The organism is Nakamurella alba, from assembly GCF_009707545.1.
Lineage (GTDB): Bacteria > Actinomycetota > Actinomycetes > Mycobacteriales > Nakamurellaceae > Nakamurella > Nakamurella alba.
The window spans coordinates 298963-318280 of record NZ_WLYK01000005.1 but is presented as its reverse complement, the minus strand read 5'-3'; the positions used below and the strand labels follow the sequence as shown (position 1 = coordinate 318280).

General features: G+C 71.6%; 15 protein-coding genes. 12 read left to right on the top strand and 3 right to left on the bottom strand.

The features are described from left to right. The first annotated feature begins 68 nt into the window (after nt 1-68). On the top strand, nt 69-3962 hold the full coding sequence (locus GIS00_RS13550) for a hypothetical protein (protein ID WP_154768959.1): 3894 nt from the start codon (nt 69-71) through the stop codon (nt 3960-3962). A 19-nt stretch (nt 3963-3981) separates the two neighbouring features. Then, nucleotides 3982-6894, top strand: a complete 2913-nt coding sequence (locus GIS00_RS13545; protein WP_154768958.1) for a GAP1-N2 domain-containing protein — start codon at nt 3982-3984, stop codon at nt 6892-6894. A gap of 1083 nt (nt 6895-7977) precedes the next feature. Here the strand turns inward: GIS00_RS13545 and GIS00_RS13540 are convergent. Both GIS00_RS13540 and GIS00_RS13535 read right to left on the bottom strand, forming a co-directional pair. After that, nucleotides 7978-9414, bottom strand: coding sequence for a DHA2 family efflux MFS transporter permease subunit (locus GIS00_RS13540; protein ID WP_154768957.1), 1437 nt, complete (start codon nt 9412-9414; stop codon nt 7978-7980). Nucleotides 9415-9473: 59 nt separating this feature from the next. Beyond that, complete coding sequence (locus GIS00_RS13535) at nt 9474-9911, bottom strand: SRPBCC family protein (protein WP_154768956.1); 438 nt, start codon at nt 9909-9911, stop codon at nt 9474-9476. 36 nt (nt 9912-9947) lie between these two features. Between GIS00_RS13535 and GIS00_RS13530 the strand changes: the two genes are divergently transcribed. The 9 genes from GIS00_RS13530 (at nt 9948) to GIS00_RS13490 (ending at nt 17881) form a co-directional block, all read left to right on the top strand. Continuing rightward, the gene (locus GIS00_RS13530) at nt 9948-11534 is read left to right on the top strand and encodes a phytoene desaturase family protein (protein WP_322097934.1); all 1587 of its coding nucleotides are present in this window, start codon (nt 9948-9950) and stop codon (nt 11532-11534) included. A gap of 195 nt (nt 11535-11729) precedes the next feature. Next, a complete protein-coding gene (locus GIS00_RS13525) occupies nt 11730-13082 on the top strand; it encodes an ABC transporter substrate-binding protein (RefSeq protein ID WP_322097933.1) in 1353 nt (450 codons plus the stop codon). Beyond that, on the top strand, nt 13079-14008 hold the full coding sequence (locus GIS00_RS13520) for a carbohydrate ABC transporter permease (protein ID WP_154768954.1): 930 nt from the start codon (nt 13079-13081) through the stop codon (nt 14006-14008). Before GIS00_RS13525 ends, GIS00_RS13520 begins: the two co-directional genes overlap by 4 nt. Next, nucleotides 14005-14973 carry a carbohydrate ABC transporter permease gene (locus GIS00_RS28975; RefSeq protein ID WP_322097932.1) on the top strand — a complete coding sequence of 323 codons (969 nt, stop codon included), beginning with the start codon at nt 14005-14007 and terminating at the stop codon, nt 14971-14973. The genes GIS00_RS13520 and GIS00_RS28975 overlap by 4 nt, the downstream gene beginning before the upstream one ends. A 73-nt stretch (nt 14974-15046) precedes the next feature. Next, entirely contained in the window at nt 15047-15250 is a 204-nt protein-coding gene (locus GIS00_RS13510) for a hypothetical protein (RefSeq protein WP_154768953.1), read from the top strand. 107 nt (nt 15251-15357) lie between these two features. After that, the gene (locus GIS00_RS13505; RefSeq protein WP_154768952.1) at nt 15358-16107 is read left to right on the top strand and encodes a GAF and ANTAR domain-containing protein; all 750 of its coding nucleotides are present in this window, start codon (nt 15358-15360) and stop codon (nt 16105-16107) included. Between the two features lie 77 nt (nt 16108-16184). Further along, nucleotides 16185-17102, top strand: a complete 918-nt coding sequence (locus tag GIS00_RS13500; RefSeq protein ID WP_196073270.1) for a sigma-70 family RNA polymerase sigma factor — start codon at nt 16185-16187, stop codon at nt 17100-17102. A 100-nt stretch (nt 17103-17202) separates the two neighbouring features. After that, nucleotides 17203-17397: a hypothetical protein gene (locus tag GIS00_RS13495; RefSeq protein WP_154768950.1), complete on the top strand. Its 195-nt coding sequence runs from the start codon at nt 17203-17205 to the stop codon at nt 17395-17397. Nucleotides 17398-17458: 61 nt separating this feature from the next. Further along, nucleotides 17459-17881 carry a hypothetical protein gene (locus GIS00_RS13490; protein WP_154768949.1) on the top strand — a complete coding sequence of 141 codons (423 nt, stop codon included), beginning with the start codon at nt 17459-17461 and terminating at the stop codon, nt 17879-17881. A 15-nt stretch (nt 17882-17896) separates the two neighbouring features. Here GIS00_RS13490 and GIS00_RS13485 read toward each other — a convergent pair whose 3' ends face one another. Continuing rightward, a complete protein-coding gene (locus tag GIS00_RS13485) occupies nt 17897-18463 on the bottom strand; it encodes a DUF6328 family protein (protein ID WP_154768948.1) in 567 nt (188 codons plus the stop codon). Nucleotides 18464-18573: 110 nt separating this feature from the next. Here GIS00_RS13485 and GIS00_RS13480 point away from each other — a divergent pair, with 110 nt between their 5' ends. After that, the gene (locus tag GIS00_RS13480; protein WP_154768947.1) at nt 18574-19077 is read left to right on the top strand and encodes a pyridoxamine 5'-phosphate oxidase family protein; all 504 of its coding nucleotides are present in this window, start codon (nt 18574-18576) and stop codon (nt 19075-19077) included. Nucleotides 19078-19318 lie beyond the last annotated feature (241 nt).

Here is a 19318-nt window from a genome sequence, read left to right as displayed (position 1 = left end):
TGGCAGGCAGACTGGGCGGCGCGGCCGGTTCGGGACGGCCGGGACACGACGAGAGAGGCAGGACCGGGGTGGCGTTGGAGGACAGCCTGCGGACGGTCCGCGACCGGTTGGGCCTGCGTGTGAACGAGGACCTCATCGTGTGGGCGGCCAGGCTGGAGACCGGACGTCGGCGCAGCGGCCGGCCGGGAGTGACGCCGGAGATCCTGCAGGACACCTGGCGGCGCATGCACATCACCGTCTCGGACCGGGAGAACCAGGACCTGATGACGGTCCTGGAGCAGGCCAGGGACCTCGAGGAGCAGGAGGTCGCTGCTCCTGCTGCTCCTGCCGCGCCGGCGGTGCCCACCGCCGTGCCCGTTGCTGCCGACCCGTCGCCGGCACCGAGCGGGCCACCGTCCTGGTACACCCCGCCGTCGCGCACCGCCCAGCCCGAGCCCGTCGCCGGCGATCGGCACCCCGCACAGGCCCCGGGCGCGCAGGCCCCGATCCCGCAGACCCCGAACGCGCAGACCCCGAACGCGCAGTCCCCGATCCCGCAGACCCCGAACGCGCAGTCCCCGATCCCGCAGACCGCGACCGCGCAGCCCCCGGGTCCGGCCGCCCCGACATCGTTGCCCGCCTGGTACACACCGCCCGGGGTCACCCCGGAACCTCCACCCCTCCCGGAGCGCACGGTCCCGCCGGAGTCGACCACCCCGACGGCCCCCCCGGCCGCCCTGCCGGGCGGGGCGACCGGACCGTTCGCGGCTGCCCCGGCACCGACGTCGACGGGTGCCTTCGTCCCGCCGACCGCCGACCCGCCGCCGCACCCGGCAACGGTGTCCGCCGCGCCGGGCACCGGTCCGACCGCCGCGCCCCCCCGGAGCACGGACAGGGCAACGCCCGACCGGCCGGACCACCAACCCCCGACGCCCCCGTCCCAGCAGTTGCCGTCCCAGCAGTTGCCGTCCCGGCAGATGACGGATCCGGAACCGCGGACCGCGCCGCCACCCACCGGCTCGCCGACGGGACAGCCACTGCCTTCGGCGCAGGGCACGTCACCGGCGCAGGGCACGTCATCGGCACATGCCACGTCATCAGCACAGAGCACCCTCCCGGCGGCCACCCCTCCCCCACCACCGCCCCCGGTCCGGCCACCCGTGACCAACTCCGGGCCGCACACCGGTGCGCACCCGGGCGGTTTCACGCCGCCCGGTCACACCGGCGGTTTCGCCAAGCAGACCGGCCCGCTGCCGGAGCCGAGCATGTTCGCCGGCGATGCCGACGTGTTCGGGAACGTCGACGGCTACATCGGTCTCACCGTGCACCCGGACCGGGTGCAGCTGATGTGGGACCCGGCCGATCCGGGCCCGGGGATCCTGCTGTACCTGGTGGTCGGCACCCGCACGGAGATCCCGCACACGGCCGACCAGGGTGAGCGGCTCGCGGTGACCGCCGACCCGGTGGCGGTGGTCGCGCCCGGCTACCGGTACTACGCCGTCTTCGCCTACCGCGGCGCGAGCCCGATGGCCGCGGCCCGGGACCCGCAGGCCGTCCGGCAGGCGATCGGACAGGTCGTGCCCGGGCCCGACAGCGTCGACTTCGTGGTCAACCCGGACTCGGTGGTGCTGGAGTGGCGCCGCCCGGCCGGGGTCACCGGGGTCCAGCTCCGGCGCTCGCGGGCGGACGAGCCGCTGCCGACGTTCGAGGACGCCACCCTGGTCAAGCCGGTGGAGGCAGGTCAGAGTTCCTACCTGGACAAGGATGTCGAGCCCGGCCGCAGCTACGTGTACGAGCTCGTGTGCCTGGCCGGCGCCCCGCGGCCGGAGGGCGGCACCGATCGCTCGCCCGCATGGTCCTCGGGGACCGTGGTCATCCCGGCGATGCCGGAGCGGGTGACCGACCTGCAGGGCAGCCTGTCCGATGCCGGCACCTCGGTGCAGTGCCGGCTGTCCTGGCCGAAGGTGGCCCGCGGCCGGGTCAGCATCTTCCACCGTCCCGGCACCCCCGGCCAGCTCGGTGAGCTCGCCCCCGACCAGATCCTGACCGCAGCGGAGATCGACCGGCTGCCGCTGGGCAACCGCATCGTCTGGGGGTTGACCGGCGACGGGAACCGGGACGTGCTGGACGGTTTCGCCATCGACGTCGCGGAGAGCCCGGAGTGGTGCTTCACCCCGGTGACCGAGATGGCCGGGCGGTTCGCCGTCGGCCCGTCGCAGGTGCTCACCCACGTCGGCGCCATCGGTGCGATCGAGCTGACCGACCGGATCTTCTGGCAGTTCCTGCGTTTCGAGTGGCCGACCGGCGCCGCGGAGGTGATCGCCGAGGTCGACGGTGCCGTCACCCGCACCTCGCGGGAGCGGTTCGAGCTCTACGGCGGTGTACGGCTGACGCTGCCGCCGCACCGCGGGACGATCCGGTTGCACGGCGTCCGCACCTACCGCGGCGTGACGCTCCGCGGGCGGCCGGCCGAGGTCGCCTACCCCGGCCGGCAGGTGGTGTTCTACCAGTTCGAGTACGGCCCGACCGGCGTCCGGGCGGTCTACCTCCGTCCCGAGATCCCGCTCCCACCCATCGGTCTCGTCCTCGGTGGTGGGACGGACCTGCAACCGCTCAGTCTGCGCGAGCTGGGCAGCGGGACGGAGTTCGGCACCGTCGCATCGATGACATTGCCCTCCGACGGCCCGCCCGGCGAGTGGTTCCGGTGGGAGGTCACGGTCCCGCCGCAGGCCCGGCAGCTGAAGGTGTTCGGGCATGCGAACTCGGGCGAGGAGATCGCCCTCGTCGAATGGATGGCACCGGGATCGCCGGCACCGCAACGGGTCAGCCGCCGCTGTCCGCACTGCCTGGCCCCGCCGAACCCGGAGAACCAGTACTTCCGGTGCGGGTCCGAGGGCACCTGCCAACCGGCCGAGGACACCTTGCTGACCCGGATCCGCGGCACCCGGACTCTGGCCAAGCCGTGGACGATGCAGGCCCTGGAGTCGACCGGACCGGTGGGTTCGGTGCACTGCCGGCACTGCGGCACGGTGACCCGGGACGAGTTCTGCCTCAGCTGCGGCGAGACCTTCCCGCACGCCGACTGGTGGCAGACGAACAGCTATGCCGCCACCCTGCTCGGACCGCGGCGGTCCGGGAAGACGTCGATGCTGCAGGCGCAGTCCTACGCATTGCTGGAGGGTCTGGCCGAGTCCTGGGGCGGGTATGCCGCGCCGCTGGACGCCGGCAGTCGGGCGCGGATGAAGCGCTACCACGACGAATGGGAGACCGGACGGCTCCAGCTCGGCACGACCTCCGTGCAGCAGAACCGGGACCTGTTGCGGCCCTTGCAGTTCTCCGTCCGGTTCCCGCAGCAGCAGCGACCGGTCGCCTTCTCCTTGTTCGACGTCGCCGGCGAGGACATGGAGGATCCGGAGCTGCTGGCGAACTACTCGCACTCCATGCTGAACGGCGACGCCCTGATCTACCTGGTGGACCCGTTGCAGATCACCGAGGTCCGCACGGCGCTGGACGGTTTCGTGACGCTGCCGCCGGGCGGCGGCGCGACCCCGGTGCAGGGCCTGCACAACGTCATCACCGTGCTGCGCGGCCGGTTCGGCGGCACCGGTCCGCTGCCGGTCCGGCTGGCGGTCGTCTTCTCGAAGTTCGATGCGCTGCAACAGGCCAGCAGCTCCCCCGGCTCGCCGATCGCCGGTGCGCTGCCGTTCGGGTCGGCCGTGCTGCGGGATCCGTACAGCGACCCGGCGGCGGCTCCGGTCGTCTTCGACCCGGTGGATGGCAACGCGGTGCACCAGGAGGCCCGCACCCTGCTGTCGCAGCTCGGCGGTTCGTCGATCCTGCACCTGGTGGAGAGCAACTTCGCCACCTACCGGTACTTCGTCACGTCGTCGACCGGGCACACGCCGGCCAGCAACACGATGCACTCGACGGCCCGGGCGCCGCACCGGTTGTTCGATCCGCTGCGCTGGGTCATCCAGGGCTGACGGGCCGGAGCGGAACACGATGCTGGCCGGGCAGTTCGGGTACGCCACCGTCGGCGAGGCCGGACCCTACTCGGACGTCGACGGATGGAAGGTCACCGCCGTGCGTCCGGCGGAGGACGCCGCGGCGCTGCAGCCCTGGGTCGAATCGGCGACCGGCGCGCTGGGCTCGTTCGTGCCGGAGGCGCTGCCGCTGCTGGCCTCGGACGAGATGATTGCCGCGCTGCCGCGCCGGCTGCGGCTCGATCCCGCGGCCGATCGTCGCCATCGTCGCAGCACCCTGGTGCACCAGGTGAGCGCCGGGCAGAGTCACCATTACCGCGACTCCTGGTTCGCACACGGACTTCTCGTGCAGCGCAGCGGTCAGGGTGCCGGGGTGGCCGGCGTCCGGCCCGCCGAGCTCTGGGACAGCCCGCTCTGGGTGCGGCCGACCGGATCGGCAGCGGTGTCCGCCGCCCGCCTGCCCGACCTGGATCCCGGGGCCGACCTGCCGGCCGGACCAGGAAGCGTTGCCGTGCAGGAGGTCTGGGCCGTCGATCGGGACACCGCGCTGGCGGTCCTGGCCGCTGCCGAGGAGTACCTGACCGCAGGCACCGGCGCTCTCGCGCTGGCCGACCCGACGGGTGCCCGTACCGCGGGCTGGGCCGCTTTTCTGGGCCGGCACCTGACCGTCGGCGCGGCCTGGTCGGCGCTGGCCTTCTCCACCCGGGAGACGGTGGAGGCCGGCAGCACCACCGGCATCCGGGAGCTGCACCTGATCGGCTACCCGGACTCCCAGGATCCGACCGAGGTCGCAGTCGCTCTCGGGACCCAGTGGTACGTCCCCGATGTCGGGGAGATCCCGACCGGTGCGGCGGCCCGCCAGGTGGCGCCGTACCGTCCGCCCCGCCCCGGGCCGTGGACCCAGCTGGTCGAGCGGCTCACCCTGCTGGACGACATGGGGCTGCCGTCGCTGCCGGACCTGGTCGACCGGCTGTCCGACGCGGCGCGCGGCAGCGCGGACGACCGGCCGCTCTGGGCGGTGCCCGCGGCGCTGCTGCTCGCCGGCGAGGAGACGGTCGAGCTGATGGCGCAGGTGCTCCCGGATGCCGTGGCGCTGGCCTGCCGGTGGTGGCCGCCGGGGTTGCGGCTGCCGGGGGACCGACTGGCCCTGCTCCGCGACCGCCTGGTCCGCTTCGGCCGATCCACCGACGAGGTCTTCGGTGCCGCGGTCCGGTCGCTGGACGAGGCCGGGGCGATCGACACCGGGACCGGCGATATCGGCGCGAGCGAGGACGGGACCGCCGACGGTGCGGAACAGGCCCACGACGGCGAGGCCGCCGAGGGTCGGGACATCGCCATCGCCGGCTACCTGGAGGCCGTCTTCGCGCCCGGACCGGACGGGGTGATGCCGGACTGGGCGACCCCGGACCGTCCCCTGCCCTGGCTGCCCACCCGGACCAGGGCCTCCGCCGCCCTGGTCGGCCGGCTGCTCGACGAGCTGCCCGCCCGGGTCGGCGCGATGCTCGCCGCCGCACGGGACCCGGCGGTCGTGGTGCGGCTGACGACCGCGCTGGACACGGTGTTCGGGCAGTGGGGTGCGGGCGACCGGCTGCCGGCTCCGGTCCGGGCCGCGCGGGTGGCATCGCTGCGGATCTGCCTGCTGCTGGACCGCGCGGCGGTGCCCGGTGACGGCACGGCGGTCTGGCCGACCACGTCCGGGGAGACGGCCGCGGCCGTCGCGGCCGAACTGGAGACCGCCCTCGCCGGCGACCCGGCCATCGCGTTGTCGCCGCGGGCCTGCGGCTGGTTGACCGACCGGCTGGGTCCACCGGACCTCGGCCGGCCGCTGACGGACTGGTCGCTGGTCGACCTGGAACTGGCGTCGGTACGGCCGGCCGACGACCCGGCGGGTCGGACCGCCGCGCTGCTCCGGGACGCCGTGCGTCAGCCGCCCGGCCGGCCGTGGACGGCAGCGGAGTGGGTGGCCCGGCTGACCGCGGTCGTCGGCACCTCGCCCGCGCCGACCGACCTGGCCGGGGCGCTGCACACGCTGATGGGGCGGCAGATCCCGCTTCCGGTCCCGGCGATCGGCGAGATGCTGCTGGCCGGACGGCCGCTCGGTCAGGCGGAGCACGGGTTCGCCCGCTGGCTGCTGGAACCCCGGGTGCTGCAGTCCCCGTCGGTCCGCCTCTCGTTCCGCCCGGGTCCGACGTCCCCGGTGCTGGCCGTGCACGCCCGCACCGACCCGCAGCCGCCGGACGGCCCGACCGCCCCGGCCTATCGCGTCGAGCTCCAGGCGCTGGCCGCGGCACTGCCGGGTGCCGGCGAGCCGCTCGCCGGTGCGGTCCGGGAGCGGCTGGCACAGGACGTGGTGGTGGCCGATGCGGAGTTCGTCGCCGCGGGCGGCTGGCCTTGGGGGGAGCACGGTTCGACCGCGGTGGCCGGTGAACCGCCGGCACCTGCGCCCACCGGGCTCGACGATCGGTGGCCGATCGCGCTCGAGGCGGTGCTGCTCCGGGTCGCCGACCGGCCGGACCTCGGCGCGGCCCTGGCCCGGTCACTGCTGCTGCGCGCACTGCTCGACGAGATCGTCGCCGCGGCAGGATCGTCCCGGTACGGCCGGGTGTACACCGACCCGCTGGGGGGCTACCTGCGCCAGGCGCCGGACGGCCGGGAGTGGCAGGTCGAGTCCTGGGTCAAGCGGCTGCTCGACGGGCGTGACCGGTCGGCGAGGCAGCAGTGGGCCGCCGACTGCGATGCGGCGGCGGGGCGGACCGTCGACCGACTGCTGCACCGCACCCCGACCGGCCACCCGCTGCACCGGCCGGACGTCCGGACGAGTTTCCTGGCATCGGTGCACCAGAACGCACCGGAACTCGCCCTCGGCGTGCTCGGCGCCCGGCTCTCCGGGTGGCGGGGCCGGCGACCCGACAGCGGGCCGAATCCCGGCTGACCCGCCACTGCACGTCCGTGCCGTTCAGCCGCGATTCGCGCGGTCGATCGGCGCCGATCGGAGCCGGCGCCTGCGCTGACGCACAAGCATTCCCGTCATCACGACGCCGCCACAACGGTGTGCCGCCGAGTTCCGGCACCCGCGCAGCAGGGATCACTGTTGATCTTCGACCGGTTCGTGTCACCGGGATCACCTCCCGGGTGGGATGCCCGGATCCGGTCACCCTCGGTGAGGTCAGCTCGCAGACCCCCGCACACAGGAGTGGTCGCCGTCGCCGGTCGTGCCCGATGTCGGGTGAAATCTTGACCGATTCCGTCATCGATGCAGGTCATGATCGTTCTTGTGATGGGGCGACCACAGGACGTAACCTTGGCGAAACGGCGTCTCCGATAGCTTCTCCGTACTGCGGGACGATCACGGTGGCGCCGGGACAGCACGCTCCCGGCCCGGCCGATCCGGACCGCAGCCCGAACCGCACGTGCCCGGCAACAGTCCGACGATCCGCTGCCTCCCGTCCCGCCCTCCCCTGCTGCCCCGACCATCGCCCGCGCGGTGAACCGGTCGATGCGAAGGCGAGATGCGGCTGCAGGGAATGGATCTGGATCACACCGGGTTTGAACACATCGACATCGTGGTACCGACGTCCTGCTGCACCGACAGAGAGGTCCACCCCATGAGATCCACTCCCGCACTGCGTTCGGTCCGGGCGGTCTCGCCCCACGTACAAGGTGTGGTGGACGGTCTCTCCGACGGCACCAGGTTCCTCTTCCCCGGCCGCGTGCTGGCGCACATCGCCGTCACCTCCCGCGGGTCCTTCCGGATCCGGCAGGGCGCGCAGGACTGGGAGCAGGCCGGGCTGGACGGCAGCTGGCACCCGATCACGAAGCAGGTCATCGACGAGCGCAGCTGGTACGAGCTGGACGCCGGCTGGCTGTTCAGCGTCCGGGCCGTCGTCCCCGAGCAGCGTCCGGTGTCCCGCCCCGCTGCCCGCACCACCACCGAACGCCCGCTGCTGCAGGCGGTCCCGGCCGAGCCGGAGGTCGTCGAGAAGGCGCCGGCGCCCCAGGTGGCCAGGCCGGCCGGTCAGTCGTCGTCGAGTGCTTCCAGCGGCGTCCGGCGGATCGTCAGCGCGGCGAGCACACCGCCGGCGGCGCAGAGCGCCCCCGCCAGCAGCACCGCCCGGTGGAACCCGGACGTCAGCGCCACCGCGTCCGCGTAGACCGCCGGGGTGATTCCGGCCAGGCCCGGCAGCACGGCGACGGCCAGCAGCCCGGCGATCCGGGCCACGTCGTTGTTGATCGCCGACGCGATCCCGGCCAGATGATTCGGTGCCGCGGCGAGCACCGTGGTGGTGAGCGGCGCGACCGTCGCCGACAGCCCGAGCGCGAAGACCAGGACCGCCGGCAGGATATCGGTGAGATAGCTGCTGTCCGCATCGATCCGGGTGAACAGCGCCATGCCCGCCCCTGCCACGATCGGCCCCACCGTCATCGGCCAGCGCGGCCCGATCCGGGTGGACACGCGGCCGGCCACCGGTGAGAGCACCAGCATCACCGCCGTCAGCGGCAGCGTCGCCGTCCCCGCCGCGAGCGGGCTGAACCCGGCGACCACCTGCAGGGCGACGGGCAGCAGGAACAGGCCGCCGGCCAGCGCGGCGTACACCGCGAGCGTCACCAGGTTCGTCGCGCTGAACTGCCGGTTCCGGAACAGCACCAGCGGCATCAACGGATGCGCGGCCCTGGCCTGCCGCAGCACGAACAGCCCGAGCAACGCAGCACCGACCGCCACCCCGAGGACCGTCGGCCACGGCCAGCCGCCGGCCGGACCGTCGGTCAGCCCGTAGACCACGCCCGCCAACCCGAGCGAGGCGAGCCCGGCGCCCAGCACGTCCAGCCGCCCGGTGGCCTGCTCGTCCCGGGTCTCCGGGATGTAGTGCCGGGCCAGCCAGACCACCACGGCGCCGATCGGCACGTTGATCAGGAAGGCCAGCCGCCAGCCCGCCTCCCCCCAGCCGATCAGCACACCGCCCAGCACCGGACCGAGTGCGCCGGCCACGCCGCCGAGCCCGGACCAGGCGCCGACCGCGGTGCCGCGGTCCTCCTTGCGGAACACCGCCTGCAGGATGGCCAGGGAACCGGGGGTGAGCAGGGCGGCGCCGATGCCCTGCAGCGCCCGCATGCCGATGAGCATCGAGACATTCGGCGCCGCAGCGCATCCGATGGAGGCGAGGGTGAACCAGATGACGCCGATCTGGAAGATCCGCCGCCGGCCGCGCCGGTCACCCAGCGCGCCGCCGAGCAGCAGCAGACCGGACAGGGTGAGCGTGTAGGCGTTCAGCGTCCACTGCAAGGCGACCAGACCGGCCCCGAGGTCCTGGCCGATCCGCGGCAGCGCGACGGTGACGATGGTGGCGTCCAGCTGCGCGAGGCCCGAGCCCAGCACCGTCGCCCACAGCACCCCGCGGCCGCGGGCCGAGCGGAAGGTCAGGTGCCTGGAGTTCCCGTCGGCCGGCGCGGTCATCCGGTCAGTGAACACCGTGCCGGGTGGGTGGGAGCCGTCGGGGATGCCGGGGCGCCGACTCAGCCCGCCCCGCCCTCGGCCAGCATGGCCAACCGCAGAAGGGTCTCCCGGTTCCTGACACCGAGGGCCAGGTTCCGCACCGGACCGGGGATCAGGGTGGCCGGCCCCTCGGTGGCGTCCTCGGTGATGGTGACCCGACAGCCCCCGGGGCGCGGGACGACGTCGATGGCCACTTCCGCCTCACCGGCGGGCCAGCCGCGGGCCCGCATCACCAGCCTTCGTGGCGGATCCATCAGCAGCACGGAGGTGCTGTCGTCCACCAGCAGGGGCCAGACGCCGACGGAATGGTGCAGCCGGCTGGCCGGCGCCGGCCAGTCCTCGTCGACGCGACGCATCCGGGACGCGCCCACCACCCAGCCCGGGTACAGCCAGCCGTTCGCGAGCACGGCGAACACGTCCTCGGGAGCGCAGGTCAGGTCTCGGGTCGTCCGGCTCATGGCGTACCACTCCCCCGACAGGGGAAAGGTGAACCCGTGAGCGATGATCCGGAGACCGCCGACGCCGTGGTGATCGGGGCCGGGCCCAACGGGCTGGTGGCGGCGAACCTGCTGGCCGACGCCGGCTGGGACGTGCTGGTGCTGGAGGCCTTCGACCGGCCTGGCGGCGCGGTGGCCACGGACGACGACGTCGCCCCCGGCTTCCGGCACGACACCTTCAGTTCCTTCTACCCGCTCGGTGCCGCCTCCCCGGTGATCCGCGGACTGGACCTGGAGCAGCACGGTCTCGTGTGGTCGCACGCACCGGCCGTCATCGGGTCCCCGGGTCCCGACGGGGGCTGGGCGCTGGTGCACCGTGACGCGGAACGAACGATCGCCGGGCTGGAGGCGTCCTGTCCGGGGGACGGTGACGGCTGGCGGGCGCTGTACGGCCGCTGGTTGCGGATCGGCGGATCCTTGGTCGACGCACTGCTGTCCCCGTTCCCGCCGATCCGGGCGGGGATGCGGCTGGGTGGGGCGATGCTGCGCGGTGGTCTGGCGGACGACGTGCAGTTCCTGCTGCGCCCGGCCACGGCGATGACGGCCCAGCACCTCCGGAGCGAGGCGGCGAAGCTGCTGGTCGTCGGCAACGCCGCGCACGCCGACCTGCCCCCGGACGGGGCAGGGTCGGGACTCTTCGGCTGGTTGTTGGCGATGATCGGCCAGCAGCGAGGGTTCCCGGTCCCGCGCGGTGGCGCCGGGAGCCTCACCGACGCCCTGGTCCGGCGGCTGGTCGCGGCGGGCGGGCGTGTCCGGTGCGGGGCCGAGGTCGAGGAGATCCTGGTGGCCGACGGACGTGCGGTCGGTGTCCGGACCGCCGCCGGACGGTTGCGAACCCGTCGAGCGGTGATCGCCGACGTCGGCGCGCCGGCCCTCTACGAGCGGTTGCTGCCGGCCGCCGCGGTGCCGCACCGGATCAGACAGCGGATGCAGGGATTCACCTGGGATCCCGGGACCGTCAAGGTCGACTGGGCGCTGGACCGACCGGTGCCATGGGCCGACACACCGGAAACTGCGCCGGGCACTGTGCACCTGCCGGGCGGCAGCGGGACCGCCGGCGACGTGTCGGTGTGGATGTCGGAGGTGCAGTCGGGCATCGTGCCGGCCGACCCGTTCCTGCTGATCGGGCAGATGACCACCAGCGATCCGACCAGATCCCCGGCCGGCACGGAGTCGCTCTGGGCCTACACGCACGTGCCGCAGCACACCGTGCGCGACGCGGGGACCGGCATCTCGGGACGCTGGGACCGGGACGATCTCGAGCGGATGGCCGACCGGATGCAGGGCCGGCTGGAGCGCGCCGCGCCGGGATTCGGAGCCCGGGTGATCGCACGCCGGGTGCTCGGGCCCCGCGAGTTCGAGGCCAGGAACGCCAACCTGCACGGCGGCGCCCTGGGCGGTGGGACCGCGAACCTGCACCAGGAACTGGTGCTGCGGCCGATCCCCGGCCGTGGCCGGGCCGAGACGCATCTGGGCGGCCTGTACCTCGGGTCGTCCGCAGCACATCCGGGCGGCGGGGTGCACGGCGCACCCGGGGCCAATGCCGCGCGGGCGGCGCTGTGGCACGCGCGCTTCCGTCCCTGAACGGTTGCCGGCGCGCGGCTCGAACGTGTCCCTCCGCGAAGTGTTTGAGGGTCGGCCGGCGGGGGATCGGTGCCTGCCGAGCCAACTCCGACGTGTCCGCGACCCCTGCGGACGGGACCGGGCTCGCTCCCCAGCACCCGAGGAGGCCGCATGTCCGTCAGAAACTGCCGTCGCAGGCTCCGTTCCCTCGCCGTTGTGACGACAGCGGTCGTGCTGTCCGGGTGTGCGACCGGATCCGGGGATGCGACCACCTCCGCGGCATTCTCCGCACCGCCGTCGGCGGCGGGCGGCTCGCTCACCGTCATGGGATTCGGTGCGGACGACGAGATCGGATCGACCCGGCTGCAGCTGGCGACCGCCGCCCTGAACGGCACCACGGTCGACCTCGTGAAAGGTGATCTGGACGTCCAGGCATTCCTCTCATCGGTCGCCGCCGGCGACCCGCCGGAGATCATCTACGCCAACCGGGACCAGATCGGCACCTTCGCCTCCCGCGGAGCGATCCTGCCGTTGACCGACTGCATCACGCAGCAGGCCGTCGACACCGGGCAGTACCTTCCCAGCGCGTTGGCGCAGGTGACGTTGAACGGCACCGTGTACGCCATCCCCGAGTTCAACTCGGTGCAGATCGTGATGGCGAACCGGAGTCTCCTCGACGAAGCAGGCCTTGCCATGGACGACGTGAACGGTTCCGACTGGCAGGCACTGACCGCGGCCGCATCGAAGCTGACGAAGACGTCCGCCGGGAAGCTCTCCGTGATCGGTGTGGACTCCAAGCTCCCGGAGTTCCTCCCGCTGTGGGCGAAGGCGAACGGCGCCGATCTGCTCTCCGCGGACGGTCGGACGGCGCAACTCGACGATCCGAAGGTGGTCCAGGCGCTGAACTTCGCCGTCGGCGTCTACGACACCGAAGGCGGTTTCCCCGCGGTCAAGGCGTTCCGGGACAGCGCCGACTTCTTCGGCGAGGGGAACCAGTACGCGAGCGGTTCCCTGGGCGCCATGCCGATGGAGCAGTGGTACGTCAATGTTCTGAACGAGGTCTCACCCGAGGCACCCATGGCCTTCGACACCGTCCGGACGCCGGCCGGCGACACCCTTGCCTACGCCTCCGGCTCGTCCTGGGCCGTGCCGAAGGGCAGCAGCAACCCGGGTGCGGCCTGCACCTTCGTCAAGATCATGACCCGGACGGACACCTGGATGCAGGCCGCGAAGGCACGGGCCGACGACCGGGCCGCGAACGGTCTGGTCTTCACCGGCCTTCTCACCGGCAACACCGTGGCCGATGAGCAGATCCGCGACACCTACGTCACAGAGCCCACGTCGACGGTCTGGGGCACGGCCATCTCAGCGATGTACGAGGCGAACGCCCACACCTTCGGCCTCCCGGCCAACCCGGCAGACGCAGAGTTCAAGGCGGCCTGGCAGGACGCCGTCAACCGGGTCCTGAACGGTCAGCAGGAACCGGCGGACGCCCTGGCCCAGGCGCAGCGGGAGGCCCAGGCGGCCCTTGACACGGCCTGGGCGACGTGGGACGAGCAGGGCGGATGACAGGAACGGGGATCGCCTCTGCCGGTCGGTCCCGGCGCAACCGCGAATTCTGGCCGGCGATGGCCTTCATCGCGCCATGGTTGATCGGGTTCGCCGTGTTCACCGCCTGGCCGCTCCTCTACAGCGGCTACCTTGCGCTCACCGACTACGACGTGATCACGGCGCCCACCTTCGTCGGGCTGCGCAACTTCGAGCGCATCCTCGAGGATCCGAAGATCGCCCGGTCGTTGGGCAACACCCTCTATTACACGGTGATCCAGGTGCCGTTGCACGTCCTCGTGGCGCTGGGCCTCGCGCTCCTGCTGGAGCGGGCGGGCCGCGCATCCGGTTTCTTCCGCACGGCCTTCTTCCTGCCGAAGATGACACCCCCGGTCGCGGTCGGCATCCTGCTGCTGCTGCTCTTCAACGGCCAGAACGGGATGGTGAACGGCGTTCTCGGTTGGTTCGGCCTGGACGGGCCGTCCTGGACCACCGACCCGGCCTGGGTGAAGCCCGGCCTCGTCCTGATGAGTCTGTGGACGGTCGGCAGCACGGTGGTCATCCTGTTGGCGGCGCTGCGCAACGTGCCGGTGGAGTTGTACGACGCGGCGCGCGTCGACGGCGCGTCGTTCCTGCGCCGAACCACCCGGATAACCCTGCCGATGATCAGCGGAACGCTGTTCTTCGTCGTCGTGGTCGACACGATCGGTGCGTTCCAGACCTTCACCGAGGCGTACACCGCCTACTTCGGCTCCGGGAACACGACGTACAGCAACGATTCCGCGTTGTTCTACTCCATCTACCTGTTCCAGCAGGCGTTCCAGTACCTGCACATGGGCTACGCGTCGGCGATGGCCTGGTTGCTCTTCGTCGTGATCCTGGCGATCACCGTGATCCAATTGATCGGCTCGCGTCGTCTTGTCTATTACGAAGGTGGACGGTCGTGAGCGCCGGTGTCCGCGGCAGCGACCCTGATCCTCTCGCCGCCCGGGAACCCGGCGTTCCGGTCGATCGCCCGGTCGCCCCCTCCGGCAGCATCACCCCGCGCCCGCTGCCGGTCGTGCGGAAGCGGTCTGCTCGTCGTCGGCTCGCGCCGGGACGGGTTGTCATCGGTGCCCTGCTGACAGGTTGCGGACTGATTTTCGTCTACCCCTTCGTGTGGTTGGTCTCCGCTTCGTTCAAACCGCGGGGCGAGGTCTTCGACAACCGGCTGATTCCGCGCTCCTTCACCCTGGACAACTACGTCCAGGTGTGGCAAGAGGCGCCGATGCTGGTGTGGATGGGTAACACACTGCTGGTGGCCGTCCTGGCGGGCCTCACCGTGACCCTGTCGAGTGCGATGGTGGCGTGGGGATTCGCCTACTACCGGTTCCGCGGCCGCAGTGCTCTGTTCCTGCTGGTTCTGGCCACGATGATGCTGCCCGGCGCAGTCACGATGATCCCGGTCTTCCTGATCTGGAACGCGCTGGGCATGACCGGCACCCTGACCCCCCTCTGGGGCGGCAACGTCTTCGGCAGTGCCTTCTACATCTTCCTGCTCCGACAGTTCTTCCTGGGGTTGCCGCGTGAACTGTTCGAGGCGGCGCGCATCGACGGAGCGGGGCACTGGGCGATCTTCACCAGGATCGCGGTGCCGCTGTGCCGGCCGGCCATGGTGTTGACCCTGCTGTTCGAGGTGCAGGCGTCGTGGACGGACCTGATGCGTCCCTTGATCTATCTCCGGGACGAAGCGGACTTCACCGTTCCGCGCGGGCTGAAATCGATGCTGGACGCCTACGGGTTCGGCGGGGAGTGGCACTGGGAGATCGTGGTGACCGCAGGCGTCATCACGACGGTCCCGATGATCGTGCTGTTCTTCCTGGGGCAACGGCATTTCGTGCAAGGCGTGGCCACCACGGGTTCGACCAGGTGACAACGCGGATGAGAAGTGGCGCGGCCGGGTAGTGAGTCGTCACGTCCACGACCCGAGGAGCGGAGGAGCCCCCGTGACCGAACCCGATGACGAGCCGTTGCCGAACCTGCACCTACCCGGGGGCGAGGGCGTGCACGGAGGCCCGGAGACGGCGGAGTCCCTGCACCGCGACGGCCCTGTGCGCGACGTGCACGGGCAGGAACTGCCCGGCTCGCGACCGGAGGACGCATCGGACGTGCTCGACGATCCGGAGCAGATCCTGGACCAGGCGGACTGACCACTCGACCTGTGCCGCCCGGTGAGGACGACCGCCCGCGACCCTGTACTGTCCGGTTCGGCGCAGTCAAGCCACGGCTGCCCTCCTCCGTGGAGAGGCTTTGACCCGTGCGCCCCCGAGAGTCGGATCCCAGCCTGCCGCGAGGAATTGCCTGGGCGGCGGTCATGGCCGACCTGGCCAGGGAGGTCCAGGGCGAGCACCCGGATCGGACCGCGGCGGCGGAGCTGGTCACTTCCGGAGCGCTGGAGATGGTGCCGGGCAGTCGCGTCGCCTGCATCACAGAGGTCGGCAAGAACCGGGCCGTCACCACGCTGGCGGCCACCGACGTCATCGCCGAGGCGCTGAACGCCGAGCAGTCGAGGGTGGGAGCCGGTCCATGCCTGTCCGTGTTGTGGGACGAGAACCTGGTCCTGGTCGCTGATCTCGCGAGCGATGAGCGATGGCCGGACTACAGCCGTACCGCTCGGGGCCTAGGCGTGCGGTCCGTGCTCGCCGTCCGGCTCTACCTCCGTCGAAAGGCACTCGGCGCACTGAGTCTCTACTCGGACCGCCCCGGCATCTTCGACGACGACGCCGTTGCCGCCGCGGTGGCCTATGCGGCGCACGCCACCGTCGCCCTCGATCAGGCCCGGCAGCGCGAGCAGCTGACCGGTTCCCTGCAGGGTCGCGAGATCATCGGGCAGGCCAAGGGCATCCTGATGGAACGGCACGGTGTCGGTGACCAGGAGGCGTTCCGGATGCTCGTGCAGGCGTCGCAGCACGCCAACATCCCGCTGCGGCAGATCGCCGACCGGCTGGCCTTCACCGGCGAACTGATTGCAGATCACGATCCGACCGGTGGCTCCCGCACGGAATGAGCGACAATCGCTCCCGCATCAGCTGATCCGGACTCGAGTTGCAGCACACCGGGTTCCGTTCACGGCGGGATGACACGGTGGGTGGCCGGGTCGCATCGGTGTGTCTACGGATCGGAAGACCACCCGTCTGCCGGTTGCCGCACTGCGGTATCGGCAGTTCACTGAGGGCGCGGGTCAACAGCACCTGCTCCGGCATCGATGCCCGGCAGGCAGACGTGATTGATGCACGACACGTGACCCGTGCACGACTCGGGACCCAGGTACGACACAGTGGCGCAGAGCAGCAGTACGCGTTGAACGCGCTCGTGGCTGCGAGGAACTCCGGTCGGATCGACCGTGTCAGGTACTGCGAGCAGGCTGTGGTGGTGGCCCACCTCTCGGTGGCGGCGGCGCTCGCCCGCAGGTTCCTCGGACGTGGTGTCCCGCTGGAGGATCTCGAGCAGCTCGCCCGGCTGTCGCTGGTCGAGTCCACCCGGAGGTGGGACCCCGACATCAGCGACAGGTACGTGGCTTTCGTGGTCCCGACGGTGACCGGCAGCCTGAAGCGCTACTTCCGGGACCATCTGCGGTCGGTTCGGGTCCCCCGGCGGATGCAGGAGATCAACCATGCGGCCGACGTAGCTGCGCGCGCCATGGAGCAGTCTATGCGGCGACCACCGACGCTCGGTGAGCTGGCCGACGGCATCGGTCGACCGGAACATGACCTTCGTGCGGCCCGGGAAGCACAACGCACCACCCGCACGGCGCAACTGGACGGTCCGGTGCTCCAGGTGGCCGCGCGTCATCCAAGTGAGAACATCGATGAACGAATCGATCTCGAGCGTGCGATTCGTGCGCTCGGAACCCGCGACCGCGAGCTGCTCGACCTGTACTACGGCAACGGATGGAGCCAGGCGCGGATCGCCGGCAGATTGGGGGTGAGTCAGATGCAGGTCTCACGGTTGCACGGGGCGGTGCTCCAGAAGCTCCGTCGGCAGTTGTCGCTCACCGCCTGATCCCGGGCGGTCCGACGCTCGCCGGGGTTTGTCCGGCCCTACCCGGGGAATGCGAAAGGTGCCGGGGACCGCCCGGCGGACGGCAGCGGAGGTGATCGGTATGGCCGGCTCCGACGACGGGCAGGCGAAACGGCGCGGCATCAGATTCGGGATCCTGGTTCCGGTGCTGTTTCTCGTGATCGCGATCATCATCGCGGTGGTGGTGCTGATCGTGGCAGGCGGCAATGACACGGAGCCGCCGGTGGACCGCGGTGCCGGTGTGTCCGGCGCGGTCGCGACCCGGGTGCTCGGGTAGCGGCCGGCGGTAGCTGGTACAACGCGGCGGGCCCGAAGCGCTGCCCGCCGAGGAGGAAGAGATGAACGATCCGACGACACCCCGCACCCCGCTCGATGACGACTCGGCGGCGGCGTACGACACGACCGGACCCGACGGAATGGGTGGACCCGGAACGGGTGGCGCAAGCATGCAGGACGAAGTCACCGAGGCGGACGAGGACGATCCGGGGGAGGGCCTGTTCCTCGACGACGAACCGTTGTTCGCCGACGACGCTCCTTTACCCGAACCCGAGGAGGACGACACGATGAGCACCGGACACCAGGGGGACGATCTCCCCGACACCGCGGCCGAGGAACACGACGTGCTCGCTGCGGACGAGGACGCCCGGGACCGGGCGGCGGCCGACGACGGGACCGGGCCGGGTTCGTCCGGCCTTCTGCCCGAGCCGGCCGAGTTCGCCGATCGGCTGGAGGTCGACCCGGACGGCGACGTCAAGGGCTGAGCGGCTGCCTGCGCGCTACCGGGGACGGCGATCCTCCGCTCGGTCCTCGATCACCCGGGATCGGGACGTCAGGGGCAGCACTCCCCAGAGCACGACCAGCAGGATCAGGGCGGCTGCGCCGGCGAGCAGTCCGGCCGTCCGGCCGAGCACGACGTCGAACGTCAGCACGACCACGCCGGTGATGGCCGCACCGAGCAGCACCATGCCGATCAGCGCCAACCGGTGCCCGGTCGCCACCATCGCGCTCCGCGCGTGCTGCCGGAACAGCGCGCGGTGCAGGCTGACCGGGGCGATGAGGAAGCCCACGGACGCGACCGACAGTCCGACCGTCACCAGGTAGATGTTCCGGGCGAACGGCGGGAGGTCGCCGAAGCGGGGCTGGAAGGGCAGCGTCAACAGGAAGGCCGTGAGCAGCTGTACCCCGGTCTGCACCACCCGCAGCTCCTGCAACAGGTCGTCCCAGTTGCGGTCCAGCCGTTGCGTCGGAGTCTCGTTGCGGGCCAACCGGTTCCATTCCGCATCCGAGCCGGGCTGATCGCCGCCTGCGGGCCGGGCGGAATGGTCGGGGCCGGTGTCGGTCATGGGCCCAGCATGTCCGGTCCGAGCCCGGGATTCCAGCCCGGCGGCGAAAGTCGCTCCCACGGGCCGTGTCTGACCGGTTGACCCGGCGACCGCAGGGGAAGTGGTTGCCCATGAACAGCACTCAGGACGACAGTCCGGACCAGGTCCGCAAGGTCGCGGAGATCGCGAAGGACATGCGCTTCGCGATGCTCACCACGATCGACGAGCAGGGCACGCTGGTGGCCCGGCCGATGGCGCACCAGGAGGTCGAGTTCGACGGCGACCTGTGGTTCGTCGCCGAGCGGGCGTCGCGCAAGGTCCGGCACATCACCGCCGACCCGCACGTCGGCGTGACGATGTCCTCGTCGGACAGCTGGCTCTCGATGGACGGCACCGCGGAGTTGATCACCGATCCGGCGAAGGCGAAGGAGCTGTGGAACGCCGGCGTCGCGGCGTGGATGCCACAGGGGCCGGAGGACCCGTCCGTCGTGTTGATCAAGGTCGCGGTCGCCACCGCGCAGTACTGGGACACCCCCGGCGGACGCATCGCCTCGGTGTTCAGCTTCATCAAGGCCCGGGTGACCGGTCACCGCTACGAGGGCGGCGAGGAGGGCGTGGTGCATTTGCCCGAATGATGCGAAACCGTGACCGCGATGTGGGTCAAGAATGCTTTACGAGCGCTCATGAATGACATCGCTGTCACCGGGCAGGGAATGACTCGCCGTCATGGTCGTGCACCCGTTCGACGTGCTCGGAACACCAACAGGGGCGCTCCTTCTCGGACGCACCACCCGGATGGTGCGTTGCCCGGACGAACCGGACGTAGTTCGCTGAACGCGGGTGAGAGAGCACCCCGAGGGCCAAGGAACCGAAAGG

Bases quoted from the DNA above. Each gene is read 5' to 3' on its own strand.
- GIS00_RS13545 (WP_154768958.1), top strand. From the start codon at position 3,982: ATGCTGGCCGGGCAGTTCGGGTACGCCACCGTCGGCGAGGCCGGACCC.
- GIS00_RS13540 (WP_154768957.1), bottom strand. From the start codon at position 9,414: ATGACCGCGCCGGCCGACGGGAACTCCAGGCACCTGACCTTCCGCTCG.
- GIS00_RS13535 (WP_154768956.1), bottom strand. From the start codon at position 9,911: ATGAGCCGGACGACCCGAGACCTGACCTGCGCTCCCGAGGACGTGTTC.
- GIS00_RS13520 (WP_154768954.1), top strand. From the start codon at position 13,079: ATGACAGGAACGGGGATCGCCTCTGCCGGTCGGTCCCGGCGCAACCGC.
- GIS00_RS13495 (WP_154768950.1), top strand. From the start codon at position 17,203: ATGGCCGGCTCCGACGACGGGCAGGCGAAACGGCGCGGCATCAGATTC.
- GIS00_RS13490 (WP_154768949.1), top strand. From the start codon at position 17,459: ATGAACGATCCGACGACACCCCGCACCCCGCTCGATGACGACTCGGCG.
- GIS00_RS13485 (WP_154768948.1), bottom strand. From the start codon at position 18,463: ATGACCGACACCGGCCCCGACCATTCCGCCCGGCCCGCAGGCGGCGAT.
- GIS00_RS13480 (WP_154768947.1), top strand. From the start codon at position 18,574: ATGAACAGCACTCAGGACGACAGTCCGGACCAGGTCCGCAAGGTCGCG.